At 59.3% G+C, this 21,362-nt stretch carries 16 protein-coding genes and 1 pseudogene; 6 read left to right on the top strand and 11 right to left on the bottom strand.

The window, feature by feature from the left end; genetic code table 11:
* Positions 1-157 precede the first annotated feature (157 nt).
* From BANT918_RS15440 to mcrC, 3 genes are all read left to right on the top strand, one after another.
* Positions 158-1,330 (top strand): PD-(D/E)XK nuclease family protein, encoded by a 1,173-nt coding sequence (locus tag BANT918_RS15440; protein WP_101621060.1) that lies wholly within the window; start codon positions 158-160, stop codon positions 1,328-1,330.
* Between the two features lie 119 nt (positions 1,331-1,449).
* Positions 1,450-3,678: an McrB family protein gene (locus tag BANT918_RS15435; protein WP_233430540.1), complete on the top strand. Its 2,229-nt coding sequence runs from the start codon at positions 1,450-1,452 to the stop codon at positions 3,676-3,678.
* A complete protein-coding gene (gene mcrC / locus BANT918_RS15430; RefSeq protein ID WP_233430539.1) occupies positions 3,645-4,724 on the top strand; it encodes a 5-methylcytosine-specific restriction endonuclease system specificity protein McrC in 1,080 nt (359 codons plus the stop codon). Before BANT918_RS15435 ends, mcrC begins: the two co-directional genes overlap by 34 nt.
* Before the next feature lie 42 nt (positions 4,725-4,766).
* On the opposite strand, the gene BANT918_RS15425 is transcribed toward mcrC, so the two are convergent.
* Both BANT918_RS15425 and BANT918_RS15420 read right to left on the bottom strand, forming a co-directional pair.
* Positions 4,767-6,836, bottom strand: a complete 2,070-nt coding sequence (locus tag BANT918_RS15425; RefSeq protein WP_101621059.1) for a hypothetical protein — start codon at positions 6,834-6,836, stop codon at positions 4,767-4,769.
* A gap of 123 nt (positions 6,837-6,959) precedes the next feature.
* Entirely contained in the window at positions 6,960-7,889 is a 930-nt protein-coding gene (locus tag BANT918_RS15420) for a patatin-like phospholipase family protein (RefSeq protein WP_101621058.1), read from the bottom strand.
* A gap of 176 nt (positions 7,890-8,065) precedes the next feature.
* Between BANT918_RS15420 and BANT918_RS15415 the strand changes: the two genes are divergently transcribed.
* A complete protein-coding gene (locus tag BANT918_RS15415; protein WP_101621057.1) occupies positions 8,066-8,809 on the top strand; it encodes an SDR family NAD(P)-dependent oxidoreductase in 744 nt (247 codons plus the stop codon).
* A 100-nt stretch (positions 8,810-8,909) separates the two neighbouring features.
* Here BANT918_RS15415 and BANT918_RS15410 read toward each other — a convergent pair whose 3' ends face one another.
* From BANT918_RS15410 to BANT918_RS15375, 7 genes and pseudogenes are all read right to left on the bottom strand, one after another.
* Entirely contained in the window at positions 8,910-10,925 is a 2,016-nt protein-coding gene (locus BANT918_RS15410; RefSeq protein ID WP_101621056.1) for an ABC1 kinase family protein, read from the bottom strand.
* Positions 10,926-11,259: 334 nt separating this feature from the next.
* Entirely contained in the window at positions 11,260-12,423 is a 1,164-nt protein-coding gene (locus BANT918_RS15405) for a PD-(D/E)XK nuclease family protein (RefSeq protein WP_233430538.1), read from the bottom strand.
* 192 nt (positions 12,424-12,615) lie between these two features.
* A pseudogene (locus tag BANT918_RS15400) lies at positions 12,616-12,855 on the bottom strand (ISL3 family transposase); the annotation flags it as partial.
* A gap of 445 nt (positions 12,856-13,300) precedes the next feature.
* The gene (gene dctP, locus BANT918_RS15390; protein WP_096157207.1) at positions 13,301-14,581 is read right to left on the bottom strand and encodes a TRAP transporter substrate-binding protein DctP; all 1,281 of its coding nucleotides are present in this window, start codon (positions 14,579-14,581) and stop codon (positions 13,301-13,303) included.
* Between the two features lie 140 nt (positions 14,582-14,721).
* Positions 14,722-16,263, bottom strand: coding sequence for a TRAP transporter large permease (locus BANT918_RS15385; RefSeq protein WP_101621055.1), 1,542 nt, complete (start codon positions 16,261-16,263; stop codon positions 14,722-14,724).
* A 23-nt stretch (positions 16,264-16,286) separates the two neighbouring features.
* Positions 16,287-16,823: a TRAP transporter small permease gene (locus BANT918_RS15380; RefSeq protein WP_101621054.1), complete on the bottom strand. Its 537-nt coding sequence runs from the start codon at positions 16,821-16,823 to the stop codon at positions 16,287-16,289.
* Positions 16,823-17,767: a LysR family transcriptional regulator gene (locus BANT918_RS15375; RefSeq protein WP_101621053.1), complete on the bottom strand. Its 945-nt coding sequence runs from the start codon at positions 17,765-17,767 to the stop codon at positions 16,823-16,825. The genes BANT918_RS15380 and BANT918_RS15375 overlap by 1 nt, the downstream gene beginning before the upstream one ends.
* Before the next feature lie 105 nt (positions 17,768-17,872).
* On the opposite strand from BANT918_RS15375, the gene BANT918_RS15370 reads away from it, so the two are divergent.
* A complete protein-coding gene (locus BANT918_RS15370; protein WP_101621052.1) occupies positions 17,873-18,580 on the top strand; it encodes an aspartate/glutamate racemase family protein in 708 nt (235 codons plus the stop codon).
* Positions 18,581-18,654: 74 nt separating this feature from the next.
* Here BANT918_RS15370 and BANT918_RS17270 read toward each other — a convergent pair whose 3' ends face one another.
* The gene (locus BANT918_RS17270) at positions 18,655-19,095 is read right to left on the bottom strand and encodes a hypothetical protein (protein ID WP_324761577.1); all 441 of its coding nucleotides are present in this window, start codon (positions 19,093-19,095) and stop codon (positions 18,655-18,657) included.
* Positions 19,096-19,192: 97 nt separating this feature from the next.
* Between BANT918_RS17270 and BANT918_RS15365 the strand changes: the two genes are divergently transcribed.
* A complete protein-coding gene (locus BANT918_RS15365; protein WP_101621051.1) occupies positions 19,193-20,746 on the top strand; it encodes an IS1634 family transposase in 1,554 nt (517 codons plus the stop codon).
* Between the two features lie 268 nt (positions 20,747-21,014).
* Here BANT918_RS15365 and BANT918_RS18170 read toward each other — a convergent pair whose 3' ends face one another.
* Positions 21,015-21,251, bottom strand: a complete 237-nt coding sequence (locus tag BANT918_RS18170; RefSeq protein ID WP_418904424.1) for a hypothetical protein — start codon at positions 21,249-21,251, stop codon at positions 21,015-21,017.
* Between the last annotated feature and the right edge of the window lie 111 nt (positions 21,252-21,362).

Raw genomic sequence — 21,362 nt, 5'->3', positions numbered from 1 at the left:
GACACACCAATGAGGCGCCGATTCGGCAATTACGCTCTCGCGTCAGAGGCCATATGTAGTGTTGCCGATAAATAGCTTCCAAGAGAATGGATTGAAACATGGTTGTCACCGATGCCGAGATCAAAACTCTGGTCGAGTACTGTGGGATCCAACTGACATGAACAATTTTGTGACGGCGGTTTTGCCAGTGCTCTCGAAGAGCTTGGCCGAGCAGTTCAACATCTTCCGGGTGATGCACCACGGTACACATGAGAAACAACTTTCGAATGTCTTTGCGTGGCTCCTAACCACCGACGAGACGCATGGTCTTGGAGACAGACTCCAAAAAGCGTTCGTTGCGAGAGTCAATGACCGAGTGCATAACGACAGTCAGTTGCCAACCACCGGATACCGCGTAGTTCAGGAAGTTGACACGCGTGTAGGTGAAGGCACCGATAATGACGAAAGCATGGACATCGCCGATATCGTCCTGTGGAGGTCTGATGCGGCCCTTGTCATTGAAAACTACGGAACGTCCGATGGACACGGGCATAGCTATCAGCGGTACCTTGCCCACGGGACAGCACATGGAAGAACAGCAGTCGTTGTCCTGCTGTGCCACCGTCACGAAGCTCATCTCCAGAAGGATGGATGGGATCTAGCCACCGTCGTGACCTATTCAGAAGTGCTGTCCGATCTGAAGGCCGACATGGAACATGACCCAGTGTGGTGCCGCGAGCACCCTGAGCAACTGTTCTTCATCAAGCAGATGTACCAGCATTTCGTGAAAGGCCCAGAAACAGTGAACGTCACCGACCAAGTGTCCTTTATCAAAGCCATGTGCGAGACCGGCGAGTCTGCACGATACGGCTACCGTCCCCGGGAACGGGCGACCCAAGAATTCGCTGACCTGGTCGCTGAGCATGCCCGAAAACAGTTCGAAGAGAGCCGCGTGACTCTGGCCAAAGTAAAGGACCGGTTGCGAAGTTTCGCACGATCGATCCTCATGGCGCAGGTGAATTCCGTCGTCGAGCGGGGCCGCATCGAGAAGGTCTTGACACGATTCGTCGGAAAATGGGAATGGTGCGTTGAGCTGCAGCGCGCTGATTCACAGCCGGCGATCTTTCTCGAATTCGGACCGACCGCAGTCGTGGAAAATGCACGAGCGGAAGAAGGCCTTGACGATCCTGACTATTCTCAGGTTTTTATAACTCTCCGAGATCTGGAAACCGACGGTATCGCAAGAATCGCTCAAACCCACGTGAGTCTTGCCGAAGTGATTGCTGGTGTTGCTCGAGACGACAATCGTCTGCGTGATGCAGTGCTATCTATCGAGGGACGTGGAATCTAGGTGAGAATAAGATTCGGAAACACCGGATCCGTTAGTCCACCGACCAGTCACTCCTAGACAAAACAGTGTTTGGGGTTTCGCTCCGGAACACCACCAGTGGTCACCACTACAGTTGAGGCATGCACACCGACATTGCTGCTTCCCGCCCCCAGCCGGACATGAACATCGCACACCAGGCCGGCGAGGTGCTTGCCCATATGCTCAGCGAAGGCCGATCAATCATCGATCCGAGCATGAAGATCTGGACAGCAGCTGCGGCTGAAGAACTTAGGGAACGGATTGAAACCGACCCTAGCTTTGCCAGCGACATGAGTCAGTGGGACAAGCTGGAAGTCCAGCTCAGTGGGGCTCCTCGCGAAGTTGTGTTGCTGGCAGCCGAATTGGTCTTCCTCCGCGAACACGCGTTACGTTGGATCCTTCCCTCGACGAGGCGAGCACACGTCGAACGTGTTCTAGCCCAGCTCGAGCCACCAATGGAAATCCCCGAGCCGATGTCCGAGTGGCTCGCGCGCGCTTCAAAGACTGCAGGATTCGAGCCCAGCACCTACTATCTCGGCGCGTTATGGATCCACCTCTCCTGGATGTCGACCTTCATCATCCACTGGAACGAGCTCTCCGGCGACGATCGTGCGGCCGCTCGATCAGATCCTTGGCAGTTGCAACAGGTGATGCTCAACTCCGGCGAGGACCGCTCCGATATGCGCAATACCCTCCAGTTCCTCGCCCACCCCGAAATTTTTGAGCCAATCCCATCGACAAATCAGAAGAAGCAGATTCGTGACTGTCTCGCCCATCGCATAGGTGGATCTACTGGCGATTCATCCGCTCAGTTGGATCGCGACCTACTTTCGATTCGGGAGTCACTTTCCAAGGAAATTGACGGGACATTCGACTTCTGGAGTGAGGGTATCGAGGAACTATGGAATCCTCCACAGTCAGCAGTCGCACAAGCAGGTGACGAATCCGCTGACTTAGCTGAGCCCCGACTGCGTCACTATTGGCTGTATGCTCCGGGGCCTCGCGCATCTGAATGGGACGAGTTCTCCTCCGCCGGAATCATGGCAATCGGCTGGGACGACCTTGGAGACCTCTCGCCGTATGCCAACCGGGATGAGATCCGACAGGCACTCGACATCGAAGGCACTGGAAGTTCGATGAAGAACGACGTGCTCGCCTTGTGGCAGTTCCAGAACGAAATGGAAATCGGCGACGTCGTGTACGTCAAAAGTGGACGGCGACAAATCCTCGGCCGTGGCGAGGTCACCTCGGCCGCTCGGTACGACCATGACCGTGCCATCTACCGACACGTGCGTTCGATGAAATGGACTCATCAAGGCGAATGGGAACTGACGCAAGATGCTCCGCTGAAGACGCTAACCGACGTCACCTCCCGACACGACTTAGTCGACCGTCTGGAGGCTCTTGTCCTCGACGAGGACGAAGAAGAACCGACGCCTCCTCCCACTACAGCGCTACCTTATGACCGCGCCGATTTCCTCAATGACGTGTTCCTACCCGAAGAGCGCTACATCAGACTGCGGTCGCTATTGATGCGGAAGAAGAACGTCATCCTGGCAGGTCCTCCTGGGGTTGGAAAGACTTACGCTGCTAAACGGCTCGCCTACTCCATCATCGGTGCGAGGGAACCCAGCCGCATCCAGACCATCCAGTTCCATCAGAGCTATTCCTACGAGGACTTCTTGATGGGCTACCGACCGACCGAATCCGGAGGGTTCACCCTCGAGGAAGGCCCCTTCTACCGGTTCTGCGAAGAAGCGCGTGCCGACGATCCCGACCGCCCATACTTCTTCATCATCGACGAGATCAACCGCGGCAACATCTCCAAAATATTCGGGGAGCTGCTCATGCTCATCGAAACCGATAAACGAGGGACTGACATTCGGCTCCTTTACAAAAACGAGAAGTTCTCCGTCCCCTCAAACGTCCACATCATCGGCATGATGAACACCGCCGATCGCAGTCTCGCAGTCCTCGACTATGCGCTGCGCCGCCGCTTCGGTTTCTTCGAAATGATGCCAGGATTCAGAACCGATGGGTTCGTTTCACGTCAGAAGAGCCTTGAGAGCGGGGCGCTCGACAACCTCGTTGACCGAATCGTCGAACTCAACTCCGCAATCGCCGAGGACCCAGCGCTCGGTCATGGGTTCGCTATCGGCCACAGTTATCTATCCATTCCCTCGGATGTCGATTCGGACGAGGACTCATCCTTCACGTGGCTGCAATCTGTAGTTGAGGACGAGCTCGTACCTTTGCTCCATGAGTACTGGTTCGACGAGCCTGCCAGGGCCGAGGAGTGGGCAGCGATCTTGAGAGCGGCGATCGCGTGACCAGTCGGTCGGGCGTCATTCGCAATGTGTACATCATGATGGCCTACGCTTTCCGAGCGATTCACAGCACCGGCAAAGACCACTTCGCGACCGAGTACTTCGATAGTCTTCACGACCTGTTGGCCGAGATCCTCCTTCGTGGTGTTGGTTCGCAGGTCAAACGCGGTCTCCACCGTGACTACCGGCGGCAGTCGGAAGAACTGGCTACAGTCCGGGGCCGAATCGATATTGCTCGTACCGCGGCGACGCGTTCCATGGTGCGTGGACGCCTGGTTTGTGAGTTCGACGAATATGAGCTCGACACCCTCCACAATCGGATCCTCAAATGCGCCATGGTTCTCCTCATTCGCAGAAGTGAGGCCTCTATGGTGCGTAAGGATGCTTTGCGCCGCTTACTCCCCTATCTCGATGCGGTTACTTTGGTTGCCCCGGTGGACATCCGGTGGGATCAGCTGAGTTTCAGTCGTTCAACTGCCTCGTATCGGATGCTGATGGGCGCGTGTGAGCTCTTGGTTCGCGGTCTTTTGCCCATAGACAAGACGGGGCAGGCCAGCCTGCTGACTTGGGTGTCCGACGAAGCAATGAACAGCTTGTATGAACGATTCCTACGGGAGTACTACCGAACTCATCATCCCGAACTCTCGCCTGCCGCCTCGTCGGTGAAGTGGGATTTCGAGGAGGAGACCGCGTTTGGGGCTGTTCAGCTCCCTGCGATGCGAACCGATGTCACTTTGCGACGCGGTCTGCGCACACTCATTATCGACGCAAAGTACTATCGCGACACCTTGCAGTCAGGGCAGTACGACAAGCAAACAGTCCATTCAGGGAACCTCTATCAAATCCTCGCCTACACAAAGAATGCCGACGTCCTCCGGGATGGATCGGCCAGCGGAATCCTGCTCTACGCCCGGACCGCCGCGCGGCAACAGCCTGACCTCGACGTCATCATCCAAGGCAATCGCATCGGGGCACAGACGTTGGATCTCAACCTTCCCTGGGAGGACTTGCGAACGCAGCTGGAGGAAGTCGTCACCTGGCTCGGGTGAGGCAATAGGTCAACCTCGGCGCCAATTCTGCCGATTCACTAGTCACCCCGTATACGCAGACACCGAATACACCTTGACCACTCCTGCCTCATTTCCTCTGAGCAGGAGATGTGCTGTGTACCAGCTGCCGTCGTCATCCGGATCAATCGTCTCGCCGGCTGATTTCAATCCGCAGATCACGTCACCGGCTTTGATGGAATCAGCTCCGTATCCGCCGATTCCTTCCATCAGAGGGACTCCATTGCTCATGGTGTAGTCCCCGTATTCCTCGGACACGACACCGATCAGCTCGCAGGTGTCGACCGTTGTCCCGTCTTGAAGGGCCAGGTTGCGATAGGTCAGCGGGTCGCTGGATGACTCGTCACCGATGACTTCATTCAGTCCTTGCATCACTTCTTCGGTGGCCATAGCACCGGCGGCATCGTCGTCACCCTTCGATGCAGCATCAACGAACTTCTGGACGTCCTCGACCTTCGGTACCCGAACAGTCTGTCCATCAGCATCAAACAGAACTTCTTGAGGCTCATACCCTCCGTTCGACCAGGCGAATTGCAGTTCCGCCGCACCTGTCCGTTCAGCGGCGTTGTAATCCTCGTCCCCGTAGACGGCAATGTTGCTCAGCGTCGCTGTCATATAAGGGCCGGTCATGTCGATTGCGGAGAAGATGCTCCGATTGAAGTCTGCCAGCTGGTGGAAGTCCGAGTCTTCGCTCCACGGTTCGATTGAGGTGACAAGGTCGAGATCCTGGCTATAGACACCGACCGAATCCGTCACCCAGTTTCCACCCGAAGAGCACACGAATTCGATGGCCACCAGCGGCTTCGTGGTAGCTGTCGATGGCGTGACGTCGTTCATCGCAATCGATTCTCTGAACTCTCCTTCCGCGGTCTTGCCATCATCGAAGGCCTGCTTCGCATCCTTGCGTAGAGCAAACTCTGCACAGGCTGAGGGAACCTCCAGGGTCGCGTTCCGGATGTCGCTCATCGATGGGAGCTTCGGGGTGGGCAACACCGGGAAGCTCTCATCGAATCCTGTGTCAGCAGACACTGAACTGTCTTTCGACGAGTCTGTGAAGTCGAAAGTGCTCACCGCCCCCTCGTGTTGGATCCGCAGCTGGCTCCCGGCGACCATGAAACCATCGGTTTGCGCAGAGACTGCCCAACGCTGGTCACCGGTGGAAAGGTCGAGACCTTTCACCCCGTCCGAACTACCGAGGATCAAAGTGCCGGCGACTACCGTCCAGGACGGGGTGACACGCTTATCGCCGAGTCCGGTCACCTCGGCGGCGGATGGATCGAGCTTCTGCGTCCAGAGAACGCTGTCGGAATCGACCGCGGCGAGGGTTTTGCCATCGGAGACCACCCACGGCCCGGCCTCCTCGGTCTGAGGATCTGCAATCTTCGAGACATGAGCCTCGGGGGCAAGTTTCAGATCGCCATAGGCCTTGCCTTCCGGCCCGTCCAGTGTTCCGTCATCCTCAACATCGACCGGAACACTCGACGATGAGGGGTCGGGATCCACATCAGCAGGTCGCTGCGTAAGAGCCATCGATCCATCGTCAAGAGAGATTGCGCGGTCCCCGCACTGCACTGCGTTGTCGGAGAGACGGCAGACGACGGGAATGCCCAACAGCTTCGTCTCATCTTCCAAGGTGTCTTCACCTTGGCCTTCGTCCGAGTACAGCGCTTCGTCCAACGGCTTATTGTCGCTGGCATCGATGTCCTGGTGTGGCACGGACACCGTCCAAGCAGACTCCCCAGTTTCGCTCACCCGCGTCAGTATCGACGTGGTGGAACCGATGAAACGCAGAATCTCAGGGGTGGCGTCAGCCGCATCGGCCGAACCAGACAGCGGGGCACCACTGAGTCTCATATCCTCACTCAATCCGCGGAAGTCCATGACATTCGACTGATTGGGTGCCTGGGCATAGTCAGGTTGTGGGTCACTGAAAGGGTTGTGCCCGGAGAAGAAGGCGAACGAGGTTCCGGCTATGAGAGCGAAGGCCACGACCGCAGCGATGCCAAGCAGAATGGGTTTGGACTTGGACTTCGTGGGCGGAGCGTGCTCCGGCGGGCGCGACTGCGGTGCAGGAGAATGTGGATTGTCACTCATACTGAGTGAATTTAGCAGGACGCCCTGACGTAGCTACACGAATTGTAGTAAATCACCGAAACGTTGTCAGATTGCAATTGTGATTGAAGAAGCCAGTTACAGGGAACTCATCCGCGCACCGGATCACACTGCTCCCGCCTCGTTCACCCCGACAAACTCGCGCATCGCCGGCAACTCACGGCGCGACTGGGACAACCCCATACGATGAGCGGCCGCGAGGCGGGAGAGGTCCCGGGTGCCGTTGTCGACCGGCATGCGCTCCGGGGCGAAGACGTGTGCCTTCCCCTCCGCTTCGAGGGCGAAGATGCGTTCGCGTGTTTCGTTGTACCTTTTCCAGCGAGTCAGCAGCGCCTCGCCCAACGCCGGGTACCGGCGGAATAGACCGCGATAGAACGCGGAGAACCGCTGCGGCGCTTTCGAGTACGAACGTTCCTGAGTGAGGACGATGACGAACTTCTCAAAACCTTCGCGCTGGGCCTGGCTCAGCGCGATTCCACCGTCCTGGCCCATCGCCCCGTCGACGTACACATGTCCATCCAAGTGAACCGGTGGCATGAGTCCAGGCATCGTCGAGGACGCACGAACACGGATCATCAGGTCTTCGATGTGTGGCGTGTCTTTTCGTGACCACACGACATCATCACCGGTGACCGCATCGAATGCAATGATCCGCATGTCACCGGTACTCGACTGGAACGACTCCCAGTCGAAGGGCAATGCCTGGTCGGGGCCACCAGCCTGCTGATAGATGTACTCCGCGTTGAACATGCCCTGCCCGCGGGCGAAGTAACGCAGACCTCCGAACTGCTCGTCCGCGGCGAAGTCGACGAACGACCGGCGGGCCCGACGTGCGTCACCGGACAGATAGTTCACCGCGTTCGACGACCCCGCGCTGATGCCGGCGACCCAATCGAAGGCCAAGCCTGCTTGAAGCAACGTGACGACCATCCCGCTCGTCAGGGACGCCCGCATGCCGCCGCCTTCGAAGATAAGGGCCGTGTCGCTGATACGCGTCGTTTCAGCCGTTCTTGTCACCTGGTCTGGGCTCGTCATGTCCGTCATCCTAACGAAGATGCCCACCGGAAACCGCAGAGGGCCTGTCTTTGTTCGCCTCCCCAGATGAGTACCGACCGCGTCGCGCAGGGTGTTGACACCGTCGATTTAGGTGCTCTGTTGACATCGGCTGATAGACCGGTAGCGAGGAATGAAATCGAACAAGGAGGACAACCATGAAACTGGAAAATGAGACTTTCATCGTCACCGGCGGCGCCTCAGGCATCGGACTGGGCATCACCCGTCGTCTGATCTCGGAGGGCGGACGAGTGGTGGCCGTGGACATCGACGCGGCGGCGGGCGAGCGCCTCACCGAAGAGCTCGGCGACAAGGCACACTTCGTCCACGGTGATGTCACCGAGGCACAGATCGCCACAACCTCAGTCGCCGAGGCACTCAACGTCTTCGGAGGCCTCAACGGTCTGGTCAACAATGCTCACGCCTCGCGGCAGAAGCCGTTCATCGAACTCGAGCAGTCGGACTGGGAACTGTCCTTTTCCACAGGCTTCCAGGCGACATTGAATTTCATGCGAGCCGCTCATGATGAACTGGCTAAGACCAAAGGGTCAGTGGTGAATTTCGGCTCCGGTGCCGCCATGAGTGGGCAGGTCGGTCAGGCTGCATATGCGGCAGCCAAGGAAGCCATCCGCGGCATCAGTCGTGTCACCGCCAACGAATGGGCCCCCGAGCGCATCCGGGTCAATGTGGTCTCCCCACTGGCACTGACTCCCGGGGTCGAGGCCTGGAGCAAGTCTCAGCCGGCCCAGTATGAGGAAACTGTCGCTAAAACTCCGCTGGGGCGCTTCGGAGACCCGGAGACCGACGTCGCTCCTGTCGTCGCCTTCCTCCTGTCCTCCGACGCGCAGTACATGACCGGGCAGACGCTCATGGCCGACGGAGGCACCCAGAAGCTCTACTGATCCAGAGGCCGAAGCGCACCAGCCGGACATGACAGCGAGAACGCACAGATAGTGGGCGTGAAGTCCTCTGATGATGTTCGGCCGGCGAGTGCTTGAGTCTCTAGCCCAACCCTTCCCACATCATCCGCTGCCGCAGCGCCGGCGCCAACACCAGAGCGGCGATGACGCTGCCGACAAGCAGCACCCATGCCCCGAAATACGTGAAGAGCTTGAGTTCGGGGGCAAGCGGCGGCCCGAAATTCGCGGCCATGAGAATGACCCCGCCGAGGATGAGTGCCGTGGATACGATCACCTGGATGAACTGCTCGACCGTGGACTTGAGCAGGTTCTTGATCGTCGAAATGTTCAATCCACTCGTCCCGACATCAAGAGTGCCGTCCTGCAGATGCCCGGCAATCCGGGAGAGTTGGCCGGGCAACTCCGCGATCTGGGGAGCCACAGCGGCCGCGTAGAGAGTCGCCTCCTGCCGGTCAACACCCAGTCCCCCGACCTCGCGCAGAAGGCCGCGCCCATTCTCCGTCACCAGGGCCAGCAGATTGAGCTCGGGGTTGAGCCTCGTGATCGAGCCTTCCAGAGTGCTGATGGCGCGGAAAGCCGTCGCCACCGACACCGGCATCGGGAACCCGAAATCTACGACGAAGTCGATGAGCTCACCGAACAGCGCCGCCGAGGTCGACCCGGGCATCCCATCCCCGTACTTGAGCAGGATCTGCCCGATCTCGCGCTGCAGCTCCCGCAGATTGACGTCGCTGGGAGTGCCGAGGAGATCGAGGATCGCGGCCGTCGCCGCCTGGGAGTTCTGCGAATCGAAGGCCATGAGCAGCAGCGCGATGGCCCGTCGGTCACGTTTGTCGATCCGGCCCACGGCGCCGAAGTCGACGAGACCAGCTCTGCCAGCGGGTGAGATGACAATGTTGCCCGGGTGCAGGTCGGCGTGGAAGATGCCTTTGCCCAACACTTGGCGAACGACCATGAGGAAGAGGTCCTGGGCGATCTCGTTCCTGGCCAACTCCGAAAGGCCGTCGACAACCTCGGTGGCGTGTGAGAGGGGAACGCCCTCGATGAGATCCATGACGATGACGAACTCGCCGGAATACTCCTTGTATACCCGCGGAATGGTCACCTTGGAGTCCGTCCCCGAGGTGGAACGGCCGGTCTCGTCGGCCTTGCGTAGAGCTTCGATATGGGCAAGCTCCCCGCGATAGTCGAGCTCACCTTGGAGGGAGTCGACGAAGCTGTGGGCCAATTTCCCAATGCCGACCTTGCTTGCCCAGTCAGTGGAGCGTTCGAGTCGTTCGGCCAAGGTCAGGACGATGTCGCAGTCGGCCCGCACCTGTTTGCGGATCTTCGGTCGTTGCACCTTCACGGCGACGACCCGACCGTCCCAGGTCACGGCGCGGTGGACCTGCGCAACCGAAGCGGCGGCGAAGGGAACTTCGTCGAATTCTGCAAACACCTCGGCGACGGGCCTGCCCCACTGGGTCTCGAGCTGCTCCTTCACCTCGGCGAACGGCACGGGTGGAACACCGGCCTGCAGGGTGGAGAACTCTTCGACGAATTCGTGGGGAATCATGTCACCGCGGGTGGCGATGAACTGTCCGAGCTTGATGAAGGTGACACCGGCCGCCGCGAGCGCATCTCGGGTCGTCGATGCGATCTCTCGCAGGGAGACCCGCAGGGTGGGGATCCGCGGTTTGAGGTAGCGGGAGAGACCGAACTGGATGAGGATCTTCTGGATCTGTGCCAGGCGGCTGAACCGGCGGTACCAGGTGGGAATCTTCGGCGCTGAGCGCAGCAACGACGTTAGAGACCCTGTCGGCATGACGAGTTCGATGGCGAGCAGGACGAACATCTGGATGACGATGAACCAGGCGAAGAGGAGGAGGAAGATCATGATCGCCGGGAAGCTCATGTCCAGCGTCGGATAGCTGCCTCCTTCAGCGACACCCAGCAGTCGGTAGGCCTGCAGGGTGATCGGCCAGATGGAGAGACCAATGGCCAGGGAGACGATGATGTTGCGGGCGGCCCCCGTGCCGGTGAACATCATGCGCCGCACGAGGAACCCGACGATGAGCGCGTTGATGAGGCCCAAACCGATGGAATAGAGGATCGTCACCCGTCAAGCCCTTCTGTCGTTCGATCAGATGTGCGCTCTGACTGTGGCCGGCGGGCCGACTCAGTTGTGCACCGCCACCAGCCTAATTGATTGGGCGGTTGTGTGATTGAGAGTTTGCAGTGCATCGGGGAGCCAAGGAACTGGCCCCGAGTCCTATTTCAAAGCCGGTCAGTCGGCGCTCCAACGCTGCGACAGCTCGACTCTAGATGTACTGGCTGGGGAGGTTAGCTAATCGTCGAATCCGGCGCATGCCATGCCACTGGCGCCTTCGCAGGAATCACGGACACAATGTCATGAGCAGCAACAAGGGCACGCAGGTCCCAATCCACCCCCTTTATATCTCTAAGGACAGCACAGCATCCCGCAGTCGACCATCCTCTCGCGAAAGGCCACCAATGACCTCGGCAAGTCTCACCTCGGTCTGCACCATTCGACTAGTGCCGCCCCGCTCTTCGTCTCGAAGCGAGACGAACACCCGAGAATAGTCAGGGTCGTGAATTGGGTCTGCCACTCGCTCGTTCTTTACGGCGGCGGTGGGTCCGAACTCAAGATAGATCACTGGCTGTGCATCAGCACGTTGCAGTTCAACGCACCATTCCCACTGTCCGACGAGCTTGGTCACGACCTTCTCAATTCGCCCTTTATCGACCGCCCCATTCACTTGCTCCACGAGGACGGACCGTGCGAAGCGCCGCAACCCATCTTTCACTGTGGCCAGCGTGGTGCGGCTGTCTTCGAATTGTCGCCGGGCATGCTCGGCCACTAGCTCTGCAAACTCTTGCGTTACCCGGTCCCGCGGCCGATACCCATACCGTGCAGACTCGCCGGTCTCGCACATGGCTTTGATGAAGGAAACTTGATCGTCGACGTCCACTGCTGCTGGGCCTTTCACGAAGTATTGAATCATCTGTCGGATGAAGAAGAGCTGGTCTGGATGTTGCCGGCACCACGACCCATCGCGTTCAACGTGGGCTTGCAGGTCGGAAAGAACGTCGGCATAGGTCACGACGCTGGCTTGTTCCCAGCCGTCTCGTTGCAGGTGGGCTTCGTGGCGATGGCAGAGCAGAACAACGGCTGTTGCCCTGCCGTCGGTGGCCCCGTGGGCGAGGTACCGCTGGTAGTCATGGCCGTGTCCATCCGAGGTACCGTAATTCTCAATGACGACCGCCGCGTCAGACCTCGAGAGAACGATGTCGGCGATATCCATGCCAGCTTCGCCAGCGATGTCCTCACCCCCTAGGGTGTTGACTTCCTGGATTACGCGGTAGCCACTGGGCGGCAACTGCGCGTCGTCCCGTAACTGGCCATTGACCCTCGCGAGGAAAGCGCGCTGGAATACATCTCCGAGCTTATGAGTGGAATCGGTGGCCAACAGCCAGGCGAAAATATTCGAAAGCTGCTTTTCGTGGGTGCCATGGTGCATCACTCGAAAGATATTGAACTGCTCACCTAAGCTCCGAAAGAGTCCAGGCAGGAGCATCGTGACAAGGTTGTTCATGTCCGTTGGGAGTCGGGCCATAGCCCAATGCTAAGCCACAGGTGATGCCTGTGTGGGCCGTTGACATCAGGACATTATCGACAAAGTCGCTAGGCAAGAGATTTCACTGTCAAGGTAACCCGCCTGTATAGAAGTCCAAAGATAAACAGCGGCGCTCGTAGGAATGGAGGTTGCCAACCTCTGCATCAGTCCCGGTCGGTGGCCCAACGGCTCATGTGCCAGACCACGCAGAACAGAGTACCGAACCTCACGATAGCCACCACACTGCCGGCACCAGTCATCAGGAGAGTTTGGTCGGCGCTCCAGGACTGCGTTGGTCGCGGTTATGTGTTGACCGATACAGAACAGATCGAGGGAGTCGAGTCGGCAGAATATCGTGAGGTCAGGGGTCGAGAATATAGGACTAGCTACATCGAGGTATTTCGTGAGGATTGGGTGAGAACCTCTCTCATCGGAAGGCCTCGACGTCTGTCTGTGTAGCGGCACGCCCTATTTCAGTCTCACCCACTTACACCCTCGTTGACGAAGAGCCGGATGAGACCATCACCGCACTGCAACCGCTACGCGAGTTCGCAGACGAAGTTGAAGGACACGACCTCGTGTCCCTGCCAGCTATTCCGCCGCAAACCGCCGAGCTCGTTCGCAACGTCGAAAATTTTGATCCTGCGGTGAGACACCCAACTTGTTGCAGTCAGGAAATCGATGATGTGGCTGGGACAGCCGGTCACCTCGGCGTCGGTGATGAGCACAGGGGGAAAGGCATTGACCATAAGAGCGATGCCAAGGACAAACATCGTCCTTGATACTCGCGGGATCGGCCACCCTCAGAGGCGCCTGTGTGGACACAATGCCATCAAGCACCGCATCAATCCCCCACTCACTCCGGACGGTGCTTTGCCATGGCCGTGTCGAAGAGCTCATCGCCGAGCTTGTCGTAGGAGACGTCCTTCGGGTACCACTGATCGAGGTCGGCGAAGTCGCCCTTGTCGTCAAGGCCGAGTTCGGACACGCTCTTCTGCCAATCGCTCGCCGCAGTATTCAGCGTCGATGGGGCATCTGGAACTCCAGCCGTCTTCGCAGTCTTCTCCGACAGGGTCTTGGCATACTTCGCCATCTGCTTCTGAACGTCATCGTCAAAGGGTTCGACCGATCCGTCGTTGTCCTTCGCCTGCTCCACAGCCATCGCCTTGGCACCGATGACGACCTCCATCATGGTGCTGAAGGTCGTGGACATCGAATCGAAGACGACCTGCTGGTAGGCAAGAGGCAGTTCCGAGTACTTCTTCCCGGCCGTGATCGCACCGGCCGAACGCGCGATTCCCGCATCGGAGGCGACTCCGATATTCGGAGCGACTTCGAACGTGCCGGCCTCGACGTTCGGGGCGAGCTGCCCGAGGTCGCAATCGACTGTGCCACGCTGGAGTGCCTCATAGGTCTCGGGGAAGGACAGCGACACCGGCGTCGCGCCGAGATCGGTGACCTGCTTGCCTGCGGCGGCCGAACCGACCCGCAGCTGCTTGCCCTTCCAGTCATCGAGCGACGTCATCGGCTTCGAGCACATTGTGGAATACCCACCGGCGGCGAGCATCGGGATGAGCGGTACGAGGTCCTTGTCCTCGAACTCGGCAAGGACTTCCGGCGTCTCCCATGCCGCTTGAACACCGGCCGCATTCGCCGCGAGGTCACTGGCCACCGGCGATGACGGCAGCGTCGACATGGCTGTTCCAAGTGCGTCGAAGGCCGGGTACTCGGCAGGAGTGTAGGACGGGAGGGTGAAGGCGAGGTCGACGCGTCCGTCGGCCAGGGCATCATCGACGTCGGCGTAGCTTGCGATCGCCTGCCCCCACACGATGTCGACGGTGATCTTCCCGCCCGAGCGTTCCTCGATCGCCTTCTTCACATCGAGCCCGTTCGGCGCGAGGATCGACTTCTCCGACATCGACGAGGGCTGGAACTTCAACGTCACCGGGTCAAGGTCGGCCAGTGCCTCATCGATCTCGCCCTGCGAAGCGTCACCAGCGAAACCCTCGCCTGCCGCGGTGTCCGAGTCCGTACCGCTGCCGCCGACGGATCCGGCACATCCGGCGAGCAACGCCAGCGACGCGAACATTGCTGCGGTCTTCGTGGGGCGGATTGCCGCCGAGAGGATGCGATTCATGGGACTCCTTTGAACGGCGGCTGTGAGTTCCCTTCGATCATAGATCCGAATGAGTCCGCCCTCACCATGACTCCCCTCACACTGTGCCGAAGCCACGCAACGGCGCGGTCGACGACACGGTGGGGCCACCTCGGCGAGGCTCAGCCCGACATTCCTCCGCTGGTGCGTTCGATGAGATCGGGCAGCCATTCGGTCATTCCGGGAACGGCGATCATGAGGACGAGGAAGATCACGGCGACGGGGAGGAACCACAGGAGTGAGACGAAGATGTCACGCAGTGTGATGGAGTGCCCAAGGTTGACGTCGGAGTCCTTGACGATGCTGTGAACGATGTAGGGGATGATGCCGACCGGTGGGGTGACCATGCCGAACTCGCCGAGCAAGACGACGAAGACCCCGAACCAGAGTGGGCTGACCCCCATGGTCTCGAGCGTCGGCAGGAGGATCGGGATGGTCAGCAGCATCATCGACATCGTGTCGAAGAACATGCCCATGATGACGTAGAGGACGATGAGCACGAGCAGGAAACCCACCGTTGACAGGCCCCGGCCGGTGATGAATCCGGTGAGGATGGGAGCGAGCCCGGTGATGGCCAGCAGGCTGGTGAGCATCGTCGCGCCGATCATGATGAAGAAGATCGCCGAGGTGGCTGACACCGTAGCCATGGCCGACTCCGCGATCTTTCGCCAGGGATGGTCACCCCGTTTCTCCCACAGGCACAGCAGAACGGAGCACAGCGCGGCTGCGGCTCCGGCCTCGGTGGGGGTGAAGATGCCGGAGAACATGCCGCCGAAGAGAACGACGAGAATGACCAGGAAGCCCCAGACTCCGCCGAGTGAGGTCAGCCGTTCGCGCCAGGTGGGTGTCGTGCGGTCTGCGGAATCGACGCCGCGGCCGACGAGTTTCGGAGCGATGACACCGATGGAGAAGATGAAGACGGCGAAGCACAGCGCCAGCAGAATCCCGGGCAGGGCGCCGGCCATGAGTGCCGGGCCCACGGGCACCGAGGCGATGCCGGCGTAGATGACCATGAGGATCGACGGTGGGATGAGGTTGCCAGTCATGCCCGAGACCATGATCGTCCCGACGGCCATGCGTTTGTCGTAGCCGGCCTTGAGCATCTCGGGAATGCCGGCGCGGCCGAGCGCGTAGGTCATGCCGATGGTTGATCCAGTCACTGCTGACAGACCCGCCCCTGCGAAGTTCGTGCCGATGCCGATGCCACCGGGCAGCCAGCTGAACCAGTCATCGGCGACGCGGTAGATTTTGCCGGAGAGGCCGGACTGGGTAAGCAGCATGCCCATGAAGATGAACATCGGCAGCACGCTCAGCGTCCAGTCCGAGACCGCGCTGAAGGGAGCCGTCGAGAGGATGTTCATGGTCGCAGGGATGCCGCTGACCGCGTAGACGCCGATAATGGAGGGCACGGACAAGGCGATGGCGACGGGGACGGAGTGGAACAGCAAGACAAGCATCATGGCGATGCACCAGGCGCCGCCGATGGCTGCCGTTGGGCTGGTGAAGAGGCCGATCAGGCAGATGGCGACCAGGCCGAAGCCGATGATCAGAGCGAGGGCGCCGGGCGGTTTCCGACGTGAACCCGAGGGCAGCAGCTGGGGGCTGTTCTGCGGGCTGCCGTCCGGCGTCGGGCCGGTTGCGGAGGTATCAGTATTTGTGTTCACAGGTCGTTTCCGTCGGCGGCTCGTCAGTAGGTTCTGGTGTCAGCATCGTGCTCTGCCAGTTGGCCTGTGGCACGGTCGAGCTCGGGTTTGCCGGTGCGGGCGATGAGTACGGCGTCGAGGATATAGAGCGTGGCCAGGAGGACGAAAACGATCGGGACGAGGAAGTAGACCGGCCAGGTGATGATGTCGGAGACATCAGCAGTCGAGCCGATGACCATATTCTCCAGTGCCTTTATGAGACCGAACCAGGCGAAGGCGAGGGAGACGAGGGTGCCGAGTATGCAGGCGAAGACTGTGAACACCGAGGCGGTGGCTGGCCGTGCACGCTCGGTGAGCATTGTGACGGTGATGTGTTCCTTCTGCAGTTGGGCGGCCGGGATGCCCAGCAGAGCCACGATCGGCAGGTACCAGTACTCGACGATCTCGTTGGTGCCGTAGATCGGGGCGTCGAAGAGGGAACGCGTGAGCGCGTGGATGACGATGTGGAGCATCATGATGATGATCGCCGCTGCCGTGGTGATCGTCAGGCACTTGTTGAGGACTTTCGTGAACGTCAGCATCACACTGCGACTTCCACCGCACGAAGCGCATTCAACAGATCCTCGACCTCCGATGTCGATCGCAGCCCATCGGGGATCATCGCGGTGACCCTACGTGCCCCTGCTTCGTCGAGGACGATCGGGTCGATGCCGGCCACTTGGGAGTAGCGACGGGCACTGCGCGGCAGAAGGGCGACGCCCAGCCCGTTGGAGACGAGCGACTGGATCGCACCCGGGTTGTCCGTGATGTGTCGTGTGCGTGGTTCGAAGCCCGCACGTCGGCAGAGACGCTCGGCGGTGGAGCGGCAGCGCACACAGCCCATGATCCACGGCAGGTCGGCGACATCGCTGAGGTGAGTGATCTGTCCAGCACGGTTCCATCGTTCGGGGACCAGCAGGTCAAGATGATCGACCCCGAGGTCGACCGTGTCGTGAGCGGGTAGCCGCGGTGCCTCCTCGTCCTCGTGACGGAACAGGAAGGCCACGTCGATCTCGCCTGCCTCCAGCAGCGTCATGGCTTCGGGCGGTTCTGTTTCGGCCACCTCGTAGGAGTGGTGCTGGACGGAATCGGCGCCCGTCCCGGAGGATGATGCGAGACTTCCTAAGGCTGCCGCCAAGGGGCCGACGACGAAGCTGGGGAATCCAGCCAGTCGAACATTGCGTCCGCCGAGGCCGAATGCTCTGGCTAAGTCGCCTCGCAGCCCCGTCACCGAGGTGGCTATTTCGTTCGCGCGGATGTGTGTCAGTTGGCCAGCGGTGGTCAGGACGATGCCGCGAGACGTGCGTTCGAAGAGTTTGACGCCGAGGTCTTTCTCGAGCGCGTTCATGTGTTGGGACAGTGCCGGTTGTGACCAGCCGAGTTCGCGTGCGGCTGCTCCGATGCTGCCTGCCTCGGCGATTGCGCCGAAGATCAGCAGGCGTTTCGGTTCGCCGACGTCGAGCGCCTGCTCAAACACATTTGCCATAAGTCCAGCTTATGTCATGGCAGTGGCAACTGGGCCTACCGGGAGTCCTTGGTTCGGACGAGACTGGAGGGAAGACACTGATACACGAGGACGAGGAGATGGACTATGCGCAGGATCGGTCTGTTGGGTGGAATGAGCTGGCACTCGAGCATCGAGTACTACACGAAGATCAACTCGGCTGTGGCTGAGCGACTCGGCGGGCATCACTCGGCGCAGATCCTCCTCGATTCCACGGACTTCGCCGATATCCGCGACATGCAGATCGCCGAAGACTGGGCGGGTATGGATGCCTCTCTGACCGCAACGGCGCAGCGACTCGTCGATGGCGGCGCCGAGGCGGTGGCGATCGCGACGAACCTCATGCACAAGTGCGCACCTGCCGTTGAGACCTCGGTCGATGCACCCCTGATTCACATCGTCGATGCGATCGCGACGGTGGCCAAGCGTCAGGGCCATTCGACTCTGGCGGTGCTCGGCACGAAGTGGACGATGCTCGACGGCTTCTACACCGAACGGCTCGAAGCACAGGGCATTGCAACACTGGTTCCTGACGAGGCCACCTGTCTCGAGGTCGACCAAATCATCTTCGACGAGCTCACCCAGGGAGTCTTTACCGATGCCTCCCGCGCCCGCTATGTCGAGATCATGAATGAGCTCAAGGCTCGCGGTGCGGACGCTGTAGCATTGTCTTGCACGGAGATCGGGTTGTTGGTACCGCCGGAGACCGCTCCCCTGCCGGCCATCGACTCGGTGGATGCGCATGTGGCTGCGATTGTCGAGTGGATGATGGCGAAGGAGCTTGTCGCTGGTTAAGGATGTCGGTACGCTATTTGCTTTTGACTACTCAGAGGACATGCGATCTCGAGTCAATTCGAAAAATTGAGAGTTCAACCTGTGCACGAGTTCTGCCGACCTCCCCAACTATCAAGCAATGAAAGGTACGCCTTGTAGCCATTAGTTCGGTCCGTTTTTAACCCAACGCGATCCTTCGGATCAGCGTTGCCCACTATCCAATCTCGAACGCGCTTATTAAAAATCGCAGCAACGCCTTCGCCGTCTGTAGACGCAGTCATCGACCTAAATGCCAGCCATTTGGTAAAAAATGCTCCTCCCAGATATTTGATATGCCCCTCGTTGTTCATGAAGTAGAAGGCATCGGCAGCACCCCTCGTGCGCACAATATTTGCACCTTGTACCAGGCAGTCACGAATCGAGTATTCGACAATCGCTTCCAAATTAGATTTTGAACGGTCGCTGTCAGTATGCTTCGCGCGCGAAACGGCCCGTAACCGCTCGGTCCACCCCGTATTAAAACCTGACTTGCACAGGTGGCTAGTGATTTCAGGGTTGGGCTGAATGTTTATGCTGGTAAGCGGTCTGCGGTTCTTGTTTTTGGGTAACTAAATTCGACACTAAAATGAGGCCATGAGCCCATTCGTGCGTAAAGTGCCCACCGCCTCGGGGGCCACTGCCGTGCAGATCGCGGACAAAACCGGTGGACGCTACCGCATCGTCGAACACCTCGGCTCAGCCCACACTCCCGAAGAACTCGCAGCACTCATGGCCATCGGCCGCGATAAGCTCCACCCCGGACAAGGTGTCCTCGACTTCGACCACACCGACAAACCCGCCACAGCACCCGCGGTCGTGAAGTCCAGTAGGTCACAAGTCATCGTCGATACGATCCGGACCGCCTACGAGCGTTTGGGCTTCGATACCGTCGATGACGAAGCATTCTTCCAACTCGTCCTCGCCCGCCTGATCGAACCGACGTCGAAGTCCGACAGTGTCCGCGTCCTGGGTGAGCTCGGTGTTGATGTCGTTCACCGCAACACGTTCCTGACCTGCCTCAAACGCGCCCGCGACAACAACTACCGCGACCAGATCGCGGCGAAGTGCTTCGACTACTCGGTGGCGACAACCGGGATCAGTCTGTTGCTCTACGACGTCACCACCCTATATTTTGAGGCTGAAAAGGAAGACAGTCTGCGAAAGGTCGGATACTCCAAAGAACGTCGAGTCGACCCGCAGATTGTTGTTGGTCTCCTCGTCGATCGGACCGGGTTCCCACTCGAGATCGGATGCTTCGAAGGTAACAAAGCAGAGACCCACACGATCATTCCCGTGATCAAACGATTCCAAGACCGGCATCAAGTCTCGGACATGGTCGTCGCTGCCGACGCTGGCATGTTGTCAGCAAAGAATCTCAAGGAACTCGATGATGCCGGCTTGCGATTCATTGTTGGTTCCAGACAGGTCAAGGCCCCGCACGATCTGGCAACGTATTTTCGGTGGAATGGCGAATGGGCCGAAGACGGAACCGTCATCGATACGATCACTCCGCGTGGCCAGAAACGACTCGACCCTACCCGGACGAAGGTGAAGGCCGAACCAGTCTGGGACGCGGAGACGTTTCCGGATGCGTGGCGGGCTGTGTGGCAGTACCGGCGCAAGCGTGCAATGCGCGACGAGCAGACTCTGAATCTGCAGCGCAACCGCGCCATTGCCATCATCGAGGGAGACTCGCAACCGAAGCCAGCACGGTTCGTGAAGACAAAAGGGGCCCAGAAGGTCTTCGACGAGAAGGCCTATGACCGAGCGATGAAGCTGTCCGGATTCAAAGGTTACGTGACCAATATTCCAGCCACCATCATGTCGGCGGGCGAGGTCATCGGTAGCTATCACGACTTGTGGCACGTCGAGCAGTCGTTTCGGATGTCGAAGACTGATCTGGATGCCAGGCCAATGTTCCACCGGACCAGGGACGCGATCGAGGCACACCTGACGGTCGTGTTCACCGCGTTGGGTGTTGCGAGGTTCATGCAAGACGCGACAGGGGCTTCGTTGAAGAAGATCATCACGACGCTACGTCCGTTGCGAGAGTTCACGGGCGTCATCGGTGATCAGGAGATCACTTTCGCCCCAGATATCCCGCCAGCAGCGCGGGAACTCCTCGATGCGCTACCCAAGAGCCGGTGACACTGATTGGCCAGGGTAACTAAACCTGTGCAACTCGGGAGGCTCGCGGTGCGGACGCTGTAGCATTGTCTTGCACGGAGATCGGGTTGTTGGTACCGCCGGAGACCGCTCCCCTGCCGGCCATCGACTCGGTGGATGCGCATGTGGCTGCGATTGTCGAGTGGATGATGGCGAAGGAGCTTGTCGCTGGTTAAGGATGTCGGTACGCTATTTGCTTTTGACTACTCAGAGGACATGCGATCTCGAGTCAATTCGAAAAATTGAGAGTTCAACCTGTGCACGAGTTCTGCCGACCTCCCCAACTATCAAGCAATGAAAGGTACGCCTTGTAGCCATTAGTTCGGTCCGTTTTTAACCCAACGCGATCCTTCGGATCAGCGTTGCCCACTATCCAATCTCGAACGCGCTTATTAAAAATCGCAGCAACGCCTTCGCCGTCTGTAGACGCAGTCATCGACCTAAATGCCAGCCATTTGGTAAAAAATGCTCCTCCCCTCTCTGTCAGGCTGGTTGTGAGTCACTCAGTCTGACACTGAGAGGAACACTAACCATGACCATCACTACTGGATACAGCGTGGCAGAGATCCGGTCTTTCCTGGTTCAGTACGACCAGATC

This window comes from Brevibacterium antiquum CNRZ 918 (assembly GCF_900169145.1).
Classification (GTDB): domain Bacteria; phylum Actinomycetota; class Actinomycetes; order Actinomycetales; family Brevibacteriaceae; genus Brevibacterium; species Brevibacterium koreense.
This window is presented reverse-complemented; position numbering and strand designations above follow the sequence as displayed.